Source organism: Sphingomonas yabuuchiae, from assembly GCF_001477495.1.
GTDB lineage: Bacteria > Pseudomonadota > Alphaproteobacteria > Sphingomonadales > Sphingomonadaceae > Sphingomonas > Sphingomonas yabuuchiae_A.
Map to the genome: position 1 here is coordinate 18,494 of NZ_LDTF01000019.1, position 12,441 is coordinate 30,934.

Annotated in this window: 11 protein-coding genes; 8 read left to right on the forward strand and 3 right to left on the reverse strand. The window is 67.9% G+C overall.

From position 1 onward, the window contains the following. The first annotated feature begins 212 nt into the window (after positions 1-212). The 3 genes from NS355_RS05460 (at position 213) to NS355_RS05470 (ending at position 4,971) form a co-directional block, all read left to right on the forward strand. Positions 213-2,708 carry a DegT/DnrJ/EryC1/StrS family aminotransferase gene (locus tag NS355_RS05460; RefSeq protein ID WP_058744774.1) on the forward strand — a complete coding sequence of 832 codons (2,496 nt, stop codon included), beginning with the start codon at positions 213-215 and terminating at the stop codon, positions 2,706-2,708. Continuing rightward, positions 2,705-3,784, forward strand: a complete 1,080-nt coding sequence (locus tag NS355_RS05465) for a glycosyltransferase family 2 protein (protein ID WP_084787563.1) — start codon at positions 2,705-2,707, stop codon at positions 3,782-3,784. Before NS355_RS05460 ends, NS355_RS05465 begins: the two co-directional genes overlap by 4 nt. A gap of 455 nt (positions 3,785-4,239) precedes the next feature. Further along, positions 4,240-4,971 (forward strand): phosphatase PAP2 family protein, encoded by a 732-nt coding sequence (locus NS355_RS05470; RefSeq protein WP_244489567.1) that lies wholly within the window; start codon positions 4,240-4,242, stop codon positions 4,969-4,971. Here the strand turns inward: NS355_RS05470 and NS355_RS05475 are convergent. Together NS355_RS05475 and galE are read right to left on the reverse strand one after the other, a co-directional pair. Next, entirely contained in the window at positions 4,948-5,787 is an 840-nt protein-coding gene (locus tag NS355_RS05475) for an HpcH/HpaI aldolase/citrate lyase family protein (RefSeq protein ID WP_058744775.1), read from the reverse strand. The genes NS355_RS05470 and NS355_RS05475 overlap by 24 nt on opposite strands. A gap of 4 nt (positions 5,788-5,791) precedes the next feature. Then, positions 5,792-6,796, reverse strand: a complete 1,005-nt coding sequence (gene galE, locus NS355_RS05480) for a UDP-glucose 4-epimerase GalE (RefSeq protein ID WP_058744776.1) — start codon at positions 6,794-6,796, stop codon at positions 5,792-5,794. A 79-nt stretch (positions 6,797-6,875) separates the two neighbouring features. Here galE and msrA point away from each other — a divergent pair, with 79 nt between their 5' ends. Next, a complete protein-coding gene (gene msrA / locus NS355_RS05485; protein ID WP_058744777.1) occupies positions 6,876-7,415 on the forward strand; it encodes a peptide-methionine (S)-S-oxide reductase MsrA in 540 nt (179 codons plus the stop codon). 118 nt (positions 7,416-7,533) lie between these two features. Here the strand turns inward: msrA and NS355_RS05490 are convergent, their stop codons facing one another. Continuing rightward, positions 7,534-8,469 (reverse strand): L-threonylcarbamoyladenylate synthase, encoded by a 936-nt coding sequence (locus NS355_RS05490; RefSeq protein ID WP_058744778.1) that lies wholly within the window; start codon positions 8,467-8,469, stop codon positions 7,534-7,536. Between the two features lie 68 nt (positions 8,470-8,537). Between NS355_RS05490 and NS355_RS05495 the strand changes: the two genes are divergently transcribed. The 4 genes from NS355_RS05495 (at position 8,538) to NS355_RS05510 (ending at position 12,441) form a co-directional block, all read left to right on the forward strand. Then, on the forward strand, positions 8,538-9,356 hold the full coding sequence (locus tag NS355_RS05495) for an arylamine N-acetyltransferase family protein (protein ID WP_058744779.1): 819 nt from the start codon (positions 8,538-8,540) through the stop codon (positions 9,354-9,356). Between the two features lie 444 nt (positions 9,357-9,800). Continuing rightward, on the forward strand, positions 9,801-10,112 hold the full coding sequence (locus NS355_RS05500; protein ID WP_058744780.1) for an STAS domain-containing protein: 312 nt from the start codon (positions 9,801-9,803) through the stop codon (positions 10,110-10,112). Beyond that, entirely contained in the window at positions 10,109-10,477 is a 369-nt protein-coding gene (locus tag NS355_RS05505; RefSeq protein WP_058744781.1) for a response regulator, read from the forward strand. The genes NS355_RS05500 and NS355_RS05505 overlap by 4 nt, the downstream gene beginning before the upstream one ends. After that, the gene (locus tag NS355_RS05510) at positions 10,474-12,441 is read left to right on the forward strand and encodes a chemotaxis protein CheA (protein WP_058744782.1); all 1,968 of its coding nucleotides are present in this window, start codon (positions 10,474-10,476) and stop codon (positions 12,439-12,441) included. Before NS355_RS05505 ends, NS355_RS05510 begins: the two co-directional genes overlap by 4 nt.

Here is a 12,441-nt window from a genome sequence, read left to right on the forward strand (position 1 = left end):
ACGATCGAACGAATGCCGCCAATGTTCCCGGGACAAGCATCCCCGAGGGACCGACATGGGCCGGGACCGGTCCGAAGCGGGGGCCTGTCCCTCCCGAAATGTCTCTCCCGAAATGGGATGGTGCGGACGACCATGTGACCCCAATCATCTTGTGCTAAGAGCTTTTTAGGACGGATATGGAAGAGAGGGGCCATTTTCAGGGGGAGAGGCAGATGGAATTCCCGCTCATCGCGCCACGACCGCCCCGGCTGTCCGAACAGATGGAAGGCCTGAAGCGGATCGAGGCATCCGGCCAGTTCAGCAATAACGGCCCCGAGGTTCGCGCGCTGGAAGCCGAGATGGTGGCGCGGCTGTTCGACGGGCGCGGTGCGGCGCTGGCGGTCGGCAATGCGACGCTGGGGCTGATGATCGCCATCCGGCAGGCGGCGGGGCTGCATCCCCGGCCGGGCACGCTTGCCATGATGCCCGCCATGACCTTTGCCGCGACGGCGCAGGCGGCGATCTGGGCCGGGCTGACTCCCTTGATCGTCGATATCGACCCGCGGGACTGGACTGCCGACGCGGCCGAGGAAGAGCGGATGCTGGCGCAGCATGGCGGCCGGATCGGCGTCATCGTGCCCTATGCGACCTTCGGCACGCTCATCGACCTGGATCGCTATGCCTGGCTGGCGCGGCGGTACGAGGTCGGGGTCGTCATCGATGCGGCGGCCTCGCTCGGCACGCTGGACGAGGCGGGGCGGGGCTTCGGCACGGGCGCGCCCTTCGCGCTGGTCTATTCGATGCACGCGACCAAGACCTTTTCGGTCGGGGAGGGCGGGCTGGTCTATAGCGCCGATGTCGACCGGATCGACCAGCTGCGCGCGATGGTGAATTTCGGGTTTGAGCGCGGACGCAACGCGACTCTGCCCGGCATCAACGCCAAGATGTCCGAGATACTGGGCCTGATGGCGCGGACCAAGCTGGCCGAACTCGATACGATCTGCGATGCCCGCGCCGCGCTGGACCGCGAATATCGCGCGGCGCTGCCCGGGCTGACATGCCAGCATGGGACGGCCCGGCGGCAGGCGACGCAGTTCATGCCGGTGCTGCTTCCCCCCGAACTGGCACCGCGCCGGGCGGCCATCGCCGAAGTTCTGGCGGCGGACGGGGTCGGGACGGGGCAGTATTTCAGCCCACATCTGGGTGAGCAGACGTTGTTCCGCGACACCGCGCTGGTCGAGGCGACGCCGGTGGCGGATGACGTCTCGGCGCGGATGCTGAGCCTGCCGATCACCGATGCGATGCGGCCCGGTGATGCGACGATCGTGGCCGGGCGGCTGATGAGCGCGATCGCGCGCGTCGCGGCCGATACCGGGTCGGCAGGGGCAGGACAGGCGCGCGGTGACGCCGCGCTGGGCTGCGTGATGATCGGCGGCGGACCGGCGGGCACCGCGGTGCTGACCGCTGCGAGCAAGAAGGGGCTGCTGGAGCGGCTGGCCGCAGACGGGCTCGTCCTGGTCGAGCGGTCGCCCCATGTCGGGCCCGGCGCGCTGGGCGGTTATGCGATCCGTTCGGACACCACGGCGGAAACCTTCCTGTCGGCGGTGCGCGGCAACCCTTATCCCGAATTGGCGGCGCTGGAGACGCATCCGGCGGGGCAGATGATGGCGCGGCATTGCGGGGCGCTGGGCGCGCCGCTGGCCGAAACCGCGCCATTGCTGGCGGCGACCGCGCAGCGGCTGCGCGGTATCGTGACGGCGCATGGCGGCGAAATCCGCACTGATACCGAGGCGTTGAGCGCCCAGGCCACGGCGGACGGGCTCTGGCGGACCACCATCGTCGGGCGTGAAGGGCAGCGCGTGCTGACCTCGCGCCATCTGGTCGTGGCGACCGGCGGCTACCAGACCGACGCGCATGTCGCGGACAAGAGGGTTGCGGGCGCCAGCCTGGGCGAGCTGGCGGGTGACCGGCTGATGCGCTCCGACCTGGTGTTGCGGCGTGGCGGGGTGGAGGCGGTGGCAGAACGGCTGGCCGACCGGCGTGCGCCGCGCGTCGTGATCGTCGGGGCCTCGACCAGCGCGCTGGCCTCGGCCGTGCAGCTGCTCAAATGCCACGACCTGCCCTGGGGGGCGGGCGCGATCACGCTGATGGTGCGCACTCCGCCCAAGCCCTTCTTTCCATCGGTCGAGGCGGCGGCGGCGGAAGGCTTCACCGACTTCACCCCGGACGATATTTGCCCGGTCAGCGGGTTCGTGCTGCGCCTCGCCGGGCTCCGGCTGGAGTCGCGCGAGCTGGTGATGCGGATGCTGGGCTTGGGCGGACGGACGCCCGACCCGCGCCTGCGCCTCCACCGAATCGCGGGCGATGACGATGCCGAGGCGCGGCGGATCATCGCCGAGGCCGATCTGGTAATCGGGGCGCTCGGCTATCGCCCGCGCTCGCTGCCGCTGTTCGACGTGAACGGCCAGCCGATCGCGCTGGCGCACCGTGCGGGGCGGCCGATGGTCGACCGCCATTGCCGAGTCCTCGACGATCAGGATCGACCGGTGCCGGGCGTCTTTGGCATCGGCCTCTCTGCCGGTTTCGTGCCCTGGGGCGCGCTGGGCGGGGAGAAGAGTTTCCGGGGGCAGGCCAATGGCTTGTGGCTTTGGCAGAATGATGTCGGCCAGATGATCGTCGACCAGCTGCTGGGGAACGATGCGGCGGCACGGAGCAGCGCGGCGGCATGAGCGATCCTATCGCCGATCCTGTCGTCAGCGTCGTCATCCCCGCCTATAACGGCGCGGCGCTGATCGGTGAGACGCTGGCGAGCCTGGGCGAACAGACGCTGACCGCCTGGGAGGCGTTGGTCGTCGACGATTGTTCGTCGGACGGCACCCGCGAGCTGGTGCGGAACTGGCCCGATCCGCGCGTTCGCCTGATCGAGAATGCGGTCAATGGCGGTCCGGTGACGACGCGCAACCGGGGATTTGCCGAGGCGCGGGGGCGCTATCTGGCGGGGTTGGATCAGGACGATCTGTGTCGTCCGGAACGGCTGGCGCGGCAGGTCGCCTTTCTGGAGGCGCACCCCGATATCGTGCTGGTCGGCACCCAGACCGAGCAACTGGTCGGGCGACGCGTGCTGCCCATGGACTATGCGCCGCACACCACGCCCGCGCTGATCGCCTGGCTCAGCTGGATCGAGAATCCGCTGGCATGGTCGACGGTGATGGTCCGCGCCGATGTCGCACGGCGGCTCGATCCGTTCACCCGGCCCGAAATCCTCTATGCCGAGGATTTCGACCTGTATCACCGCATCGCTGCATTCGGGCGCATCGCGCGGCTGGACGAGCCGCTGCTGATCTATCGCCAGCATGAGGGCGGTGCGTCGAAGCGGTTCACGACGATGATGCGCGCCAGCGCGACGCGCGTGCTGGCCGAGGCGCATAAGCCGTTGCTCGGCGACGACGCCGACGCGGTCGCGCGCCTTTTGGTCCAGCATAATATGGGGGGCGTGCCGATCCCCGACGGCGCGACGCTCCGCCATTTGGGGGAGGCGATCGCGCAGCTTCAGGGCGCGTTCGTCGAGCGGTTCGCGCCCGATGCGCAGAGCCTGACGCTGATCCGCTGGGAAACCGCGCGACGCTGGCGGCAATTGGCGCGGGCGGCGCTGCGGGGCGGCAAAGTCACGCTGGGCAATGTACTGGCGTCGCGGCCGCCGCATCTGGGGCTCGGCTATGCCGGGGTCGACGATCTGCTGCGATGGCGCGCGATCGGTATGGCGCGGCACGTCTATCGGAAGGGGCGGGCTCCCGACCGGGATTGATCCGATCCCGTTCAAGCCTGAGCCATGCGCCGTTTCCCGAAGGCAACCCCCAGCCGCCAAACGCGCCGGGGATTGCGCCAACCCGTCTTAGAAAAAATGCTTGATCAGCTTGGACGCGCCAAGGGCGACGCCGCCGACGGCCAGCCAGCTCGATACCGCACCGATGGTCAGGATCATCAGGCGATCGATCGGCGAAATCACATGTTCTTCCATGGTGGTGCAGTCCTCTCCCGCCAATCATTGTCGTCGGCGTGTCTCATTCATGAAACAGAACCGGTTAACAGACAAACCCGTTTTTCGAATGACGCTGATCGATAAGGCCGGTTCTGAAAGAGCTGCCGGTCGATCAATGGCTTGAGCCCGACAAAAAAACTTCCGGCTACCGCCTGAAAGCCTGATTGGCTTGCCCTTACGAGGTATTCGCCACAAAAGCCGGGCATGACGAGGCCATTCCGATGATCGACCAGACCCATTTTTCGGGCAGCAATTCGTCGTGCGACGAATCGCGTGATTCGCCGCTCGCCGCGCCATCGCGCCTGTCGGCCATGCCGATGGCATTGCGCGGGGTGGCGGCGGTGGCGGTGGCGCTTGCGCTGTTGCTGCTCTTCGGACTGGCGGTCGATCACTGGCCCTTCGACTGGGATCGGGCGATCCTGACCGGCTTGCGCACCCATGCATCGTCGCAGGGGTTGCGGACGGTGGCGGTGGATTTCACCGCGCTGGGCAGCGTGCCGGTGCTGGTCCTGATCGTGGCGGGCGCGGCGGTCCTGCTGCTGGCGCGCGGCTGGTGGCTGCTGGCGCTGATGACGGCGCTGTCGGGGATCACCGGCGGGGCGGTCGTGACCTGGGTAAAACTGATGGTCGCGCGCCCGCGGCCGGACCTGGTGCCGCACTGGGTCGATGTCCACAATGCCAGTTTCCCCAGCGGCCATGCGGCGGGCAGTGCGATGGTCTATATGACGCTGGCGGCCCTCGCGACGCAGCTGACCGATCATCGCCGGGTGCGCCATGCCATCGTCGGGGTCGCGGTGCTGCTGGTCGGGGCGATCGGGGCCAGTCGTGTCTATCTGGGCGTGCACTGGCCGTCCGACGTGGCGGCGGGCTGGTGCTTCGGCACGCTCTGGGCACTGGGCTGGTGGTGGGCGACGGCGGCCGCCCGCCGGTCATGGACGGCCGAGCGCCAGTAACGCCTGCGCCGCCTTCAGGTGCGGCGCGTCGAGCATCTTGCCGTTCAGCTGGAGCACCCCGGCCTCCGGATTCGCCGCAAACAGATCGACGATCGCTTGCGCGCGTGCCAGTTCCTCGGGAGAGGGGGTGAAGGCGGCGTTGATGACCGGCACCTGCTTGGGATGGATGGCCATCATGCCGGTAAAGCCGTCGCGCCGCCCGCGCGCGGCATAGGCGGCCAGCCCCTCCAGATCGGCGAAATCGGGATAGACCGTTTCGATCGCCGCTGCGCCCGCCGCATGCGCACCGAACAGGGTCAGCGACCGGGCAAGCTCATAGGGGGCGGTATAGCCGCCATCCGCCTCGCGCGAAGTGACGGCGCCGATCGCGGCGGGCAGATCCTCCGCGCCCCAGGTCAGCCCGGTGAGCGGCAGCGGCGATCCGGCATATTCGTGCAGCCGGAACAGCGCCATCGGCGTCTCGGTCGCGATCGGCAGGATCGGGATATGCGCCACCCCGCGTGCCGCCAGCGCATGCAGGCTGACCAGCCCCTCGGCCTTGGGCAGGACGATGCCGTCGGGCCGGGCGGGCAGGATCGCGGCCAGATCGTCCGCCGCCAGCGGGCCATCGACCGGGTTGATGCGGACGAACAACTGCACGTCCGCCTGACGCGGCTGGTCCAGGAACCGCGCCACCGCTTCGCGCGCCCGCGGTTTGGCATCGGGGGCGACCGCATCCTCCAGGTCGAGGATCAGCGCATCCGCGCCCATCCCCAAAGCCTTGGCCATCCGCTGGGGCCGGTCGCCCGGCACGAAGAGGAGCGAGCGCAGCCGCACCGGATCAGCGGCCCATTTCGGCCAGCTTGCGCTCCCAGGCCAGCGCGTCGCGCACGATGCCCTCCAGATCGTCGCGCTCGGGCCGCCAGGACAGGGTGGCCAGGATTTCGCCATTGTCGGCGACCAACTCGGCGGGGTCGCCCGCGCGGCGGCCTTCCATCCGGCGCTCGATCGTCAGGTTGGTCACGCGGTCGACCGCATCCAGCACCTCCAGCACCGAGAAGCCACGGCCATAGCCGCAGTTGAGCGTGTGGCTCTCGCCCGGCCGTTCGACCAGCAGCTCCAGCGCGGCGACATGCGCGGCGGCGAGGTCGGAGACGTGGATATAGTCGCGCACGCCGGTGCCGTCGCGGGTCGCGAAGTCGGTGCCATAGACGCCGACGGCGTCGCGCTTGCCGATCGCCGCCTCGACCGCGATCTTGATGAGGTGCGTCGCGCCCACCGTCGACTGGCCCGAACGGCCCTGCGGATCGGCACCCGCGACGTTGAAGTAGCGCAGCGCGCAATAGTTGATCGGATGCGCGGCGGCGACGTCCTTCAGCATGATCTCGGTCATCAGCTTGGACATGCCGTACGGGTTGATCGGCGCCCTGGGATCGCTCTCCTTGATCGGCACCCGCTCGGGCGTGCCATAGGTGGCGGCGGTCGAGGAGAAGATGAAGTGGGCGACGCCTTCGGCCACCGCGCTTTCCATCAGCGAGCGGCTGGCGGCGGTGTTGTTGCGATAATATTTGAGCGGGTCGGTGACCGACTCGGGCACGATGATCGATCCGGCGAAGTGCATGATCGCGCGAACCTTGTGCTCGCGGATCGCGGCACGGACCGCGTCGTCGTCGGCGACGTTCGCCACGACCAGCGACGCGCGGGGATCGACCGCCCAGTCGAAGCCGGTGACGAGATTGTCGAGCACGACGACCTCATAGCCCGCATCCAGCAGCGCCAGCACGGCATGGCTGCCGATATAGCCAGCCCCGCCCGTCACCATCACCTTGCCGTCGATCGTCGCCATCACATTTGCCTCAAGTCGCTGGATTGCCGTGGCCTAGCCGCTTCCTATCTAAGCATACAAGACGACAAGGAGATTCCGAGTGACCGAATATGTGACGCTGGCCGGGGGCTGTTTCTGGTGCACCGAGGCGGTGTTCAAGGACGTGATCGGGGTCGAATCGGTCGAAAGCGGCTATATCGGGGGCACCGTGCCCAACCCGACCTACAAGCAGGTGTGCGGCGGCGACACCGGCCATGCCGAGGCGATCCGCATCGGTTTCGATCCGGAGCAGCTGGCGCTGGACGACCTGCTCGACATCTATTTCGCGACGCACGATCCGACGCAGCTCAATCGTCAGGGCAACGACGTCGGCACGCAATATCGCTCGGCGATGTTCCCGGCGGACGAGGCGCAGGAAGCCGCGATGAAGGCCGCTGTCGAACGCGCCCAAGCCGGGCTGGACAAGCCGGTCGTGACCACGATCGAGCCGATGGCGCAGTGGTATCCGGCGGAGGATTATCATCAGGATTATTGGGAAACCTCGGGGAGGTCGAACCCCTATTGCATGGCGGTGATCCCGCCCAAGCTGCAGAAGCTGCGCAAGAGCTTTGCCGCGCGGTCGAAGGCGGTGACGGCGTAAGGGACTGGGGCGGGGCGGGCACTGCTCGCTCTGCCCCTGCCTTCGCTTAGGCTGAACGGAAGGGGGGTATTGCCCAACTCGTTTGTACCGGGCGAGGTCGAAATGCAGGCCCTGGACCCTACCGCGTCGCCGCCCGCCGCAAACGGTCGTTGATCGCTTCGCCAATCCCTCCGTCCGGGATCGGCGCCACCGCCAGCCTTGCGCGATCGCTGGCATCGGCGCGGTGGAGCGCATCGAACAGGCGGGCCGCCGCCTCGACCGGATCGCCACTCTCCGACAGATTGTCCTGCCCGCGCACAGCCCCGAAACCGATCAGCCATTCGTCTGCCGCCGCTTCGGTGACATTCAGGCGCAGAGCTTTGCGCGGTGCATAATGGCTGGCGAGCTGGCCCGGTGCGGTGACGATGGCGGGGGCCTTCGGGCCTTGCTCAACCTCGCCCAGCACGTCCGCCAGCATCGCCGCCGTCACCGGGCCGGGGCGCAGGATGGTGCGGCCGAAGACGATGGTCGATTCCAGCCCCGCCTCGGTCGCGCCGTCGTCGAGGATAGGCACCCCCGGCCCCAGGCTGGCCCGGACATGGGGGCTGCGGGTCGGGCTGATCCCGCCGCTGGCATTGGCGGAGGGGGCGGCGAGCGGGCGGCCGGTTTCGGCCAGCAGGGCCTGCATCGCGCGGTGGCGCGGCACGCGGATCGCGACCGTATCCAGTCCCGCCGTCACCAGCGAGGCGATCCCCGCCCCGGCCTTTAGCGGTCGCACCAGCGTCAGCGGTCCCGGCCAGAAGGCATGCGCCAGCGCCAGCGCATCGTCGTCGAAGTCCGCCAGGGCGAGCGCCGCCGTCAGATCGGGGACGTGCACGATCAGCGGATTGAACGACGGACGCCCCTTCGCCGCATAGATGCGCGCCACCGCCTCGGATGCCGTCGCATCGGCGGCCAGCCCATACACCGTCTCGGTCGGTACGGCGACGATGCCGCCATCCAGGATCACCGCCGCGGCGGCGCGGATCGCTTCGGGGCCGAAGGGCAGGGTCGGGTCTTGAGGGGGAAAGGTCATGATCGCCCCCGCCTATATCCTTGCGCACGCGGTGACAGAAGAGGCCGGGGCCCTTAAAGGACGCACGCATGTTCGATCTCGATTCCTATCTCGCCCGTATCGCTCTGCCCTCGCGCGTGACCGTCGATGCCGAAGGGCTGGGGCGGCTGCAATGGGCGCATCGCCAGGCGATCCCGTTCGAGAATATCGATGTCCGACTGGGGCGCGCCATCGCCATCGACAGCGCGGGCGTCTTTGCTAAGCTGGTGACGGCCAAGCGCGGCGGCTATTGTTTCGAGCAGAACCGCCTGTTCCTCGATGCACTGGCGGCGCATGGCTTCCATGCGCGGCCGCTGCTCGCACGGGTCTGGCTTGCGGCGACCGACGTGCCGCCGACCACCCACACGCTCAGCCTCGTCCATATCGACGGGCAGGACTGGATCGCCGATGCCGGCTTCGGGGGCAGCTATCTGCCGCCCATGCCGTTGGTCGAAGGGGCGGAGGCGACCGCACCCGACGGCGCGCTGTTCCGGCTCGACCGCGATCCGCAGCATGGCTGGATGCTGCTGCGCAACGGCCATCCCGGTCTAACCGATGGCCGCGCGACCGGCGAAGGGTGGCAGCCCCAGTACAGCTTTACCACCGACCATGTGTGGGATGCCGATCTGGCGATGGCCAATCACTGGACCTCGACCGCGCCGCAGAGCCGTTTTCGTCAGGCGACGATCGTCAGCATCGTCCTGCCGCGCGGCTTCGCGGCGCTGACCGACCGGCATTATCGCCGCCGGGTCGGGGAGGACGAAACCGCCGCAACAATCACCGACCCTCGCGTCTATCGGATGCGGTTGAGCCTGATGTTCGGCATCGACCTGAGCAGCGACGACGCGGGTATGGTGTTCGGCCAATAGCCGATTCGGGCTCCTGCCGTCATGGCGTGACGCCCGGATCGGGCAGTCCGATCGTTACCTGATCTATGTTGGTCGCGGGTGTCGGGTGGTGCAGATGTACCGCCCGCCCCGGAACCGGTTGCCCTCAATCATTTCAAGCATATGCCGAACGTAAGGCGTGCGAAGCGGGCCTTGGTCGGCCATTCGCCATTTTCGTCATATGTCTTGAGCATTTAAGTCGGATTTTACCATTGTGCCTTATCTCCAGGGATGAACTTGGGGGCATAAGAGATGATCGGGCGCGGAAAGCACGGGCTGGTACCAAGAGGTTCTGGCCCGGCCATTCCATTCCATCCGGACACCGGACGTTGACGGCTTGGTCAGCTTTGACGGGTATTTCGTGAAATATTGACGGGGCCGCGGGGTGATCCTGTGTGCCCGAACCTTTGACCTGAAGGAACGATCATGTCGATCACCATGGTGGTGGCAAACGAGGACGTGTGCCTCCCGACCATCGGCGCTTTGGCCGAAGATTTGAAGACCGCGATCGCGCCCGATGCGGCCGTCCGGCTGGACCTGTCCGGCGTCGCGTCACCGGACCTCAGCGTCATCCAGCTTGTCCAGGCGGCGCGGGTCAGCGCGGCGGCGGCGGGGTGCGATTTCGCGCTGTCGGCGCCCGCCGACGCGACCCTGCACGCCCTGCTGGTCCGCGCGGCCTTCCTGCCCGCCTCGGTCGACGACACCCAATTCTGGCTTCACGGAGATACCACCCAATGACCGCTTCCATCCTGACCGTCGACGACAGCGCGAGCCTGCGTATGGCGATCCGCATCGCCCTGACCGGCGCGGGCTATACGGTGACGGAAGCCGCCGATGGCGCCGAGGGGCTGGCCAAGGCGACCGAGACCCGGTTCGACCTGATCGTTACCGATCTCAACATGCCCAATATGGACGGTCTGGAAATGATCCGTGCCTTGCGCCAGCAGCCCGCCCAGGCGGGCGTGCCGATCATCTTCCTGACCACCGAGTCCGATGACTCGATGAAGGCGCAGGCCAAGGCGGCGGGCGCGACCGGCTGGCTGGTGAAGCCCTTCCAGCCCGAACAGCTGATCCGCGTCGCCCAGAAGGTCCTGGCGCGATGAGCGCCGAGGATCCGACAGCCGCCTTCCGGATCGAGGCGGGCGAGCTTCTGGAGCAGGTCGAACAGGGCCTGCTCGACCTGGGGCACCGGCTGGACGACATGAACCTCGTCAACGCCGTGTTCCGGGGCCTTCACACGCTGAAGGGCTCGGGCGCGATGTTTGGCTTCGATGCGCTCGCGGCCTTTACCCATCACTGCGAAAGCGCGTTCGACCGTGTGCGCAAGGGCGATGTCCGGGCGACGCCGGAGCTGGTCTCGGTGATCCTGTCGGCGGCGGACCATATGCGCGCGCTGGTCGATGGCGACGCGCCCGCCGCCCATGGCCAGGCGATTCTGGACCGGCTGGCGGCGGCGGTCGACGCGGCCGCCGGTATCTCGGCCCCCGTGGCCGCTGCGGCACCGCGCAAGCAGGGCTGGACCCTGTCCTTCCGCCTGCCGCCCGACGCGATGGCCAATGGCACCAGCCCGCTGGCGCTGCTCGACGAACTGCGCGAACTGGGCGAGGCGACCATCGTGGCGACCTTCGACACGCTGCCTGCGCTGGACGACCTCAACCCCGGTCATTGCTTCGTCGGCTGGGACTGTACGCTGGTCGGCGACATCTCGCGCGAGGCGATCGAGGACGTGTTCCTGTTCGTCATGGACGATATGGACATCACCATCATCCCGCTGGCGGTCGAGCAGGCCGACGAAGCGGACATGGCGGCTCCAGAGACGACGCAGGTTGCCGTCGATGCCCCGGTGGCCGCCAACGATACGACGCCGCGCGGTGCATCGGCCAACCGGGCGCAGGGCGAGCATGTCCGCGTGCCCGCCGAGCGCCTCGACGAACTGATGGACCGGGTCGGCGAACTCGTGATCGCGCAGAGCCGTCTGTCGCAGCTGGCGGCGCATGGCCAGGACCTCAGCCTGCGGTCGGTCTCGGAAGAGATCGAGCGTCTGGCGGGCGAGATGCGCGACACGATGATGATCCTGCGCATGGTGCCGGTGTCGACGCTGTTCGGCCGGTTCCGCCGCCTGATCCACGATCTGGCCAACGAAACCGGCAAGGCGATCGAGCTGGTCACCGAAGGCGAGACGACCGAGGTCGACAAGACCGTGATCGAGCGGCTGTTCGATCCGCTGGTCCATATCATCCGCAACAGCTGCGACCATGGCCTGGAAAAGGCCGAGGACCGTCTCGCGGCGGGCAAGTCGGCGAACGGTGTCATCCGGCTGAGCGCGCATCAGGCGGGCGGTGAAGTCCTGATCACCATCACCGATGACGGGCGCGGCATCGATGTCGAGCGCGTTCGCGCCAAGGCGGAGGCCAATGGCCTGATCCAGCCGGGCCAGGCGGTCAGCGAGGACGAGCTGCTGGGCCTGATCTTCCACCCCGGCTTCTCCACGGCGGCGCAGGTCACGAACCTGTCGGGCCGGGGTGTCGGCATGGATGTGGTGAAGCGCACGATCGAAAGCCTGCGCGGCTCGATCGACGTGAAGAGCGTGTCCGGCCAGGGCTCGACCATCACGCTGCGCATCCCGCTGACCCTGGCGATCATCGAAGGGTTGCTCGTTCGCGTGGGTGAGGGACGCTATGTCATCCCGCTCGCGGCGGTCGAGGAATGCCTGGAGTTGTCGCTGGAGGAGGATCTGCGTTCGCGCGGGCGCAGCATCATCACGCTGCGCGAACGCCTGGTGCCCTTCCTGCGGCTGCGCGACCTGTTCGACACGGGTACCAAGCCCGACACCTATCAGAAGATCGTCGTCGTCGGCACGGGGTCGGAGCGCGTCGGCCTGGTCGTCGACCAGATCGTCGGCAACCACCAGACGGTCATCAAGGCCATGTCGCCCCTGCACCGCAACGTCGCGGCCTTTGCCGGCGCGACCATCCTGGGCGACGGTTCGGTCGCCCTGATCCTCGACATCGCCCAGCTCATCGCGATGAGCCAGCCCAGGGAGGAGCGGCGTCTGGCCGCTGGATAA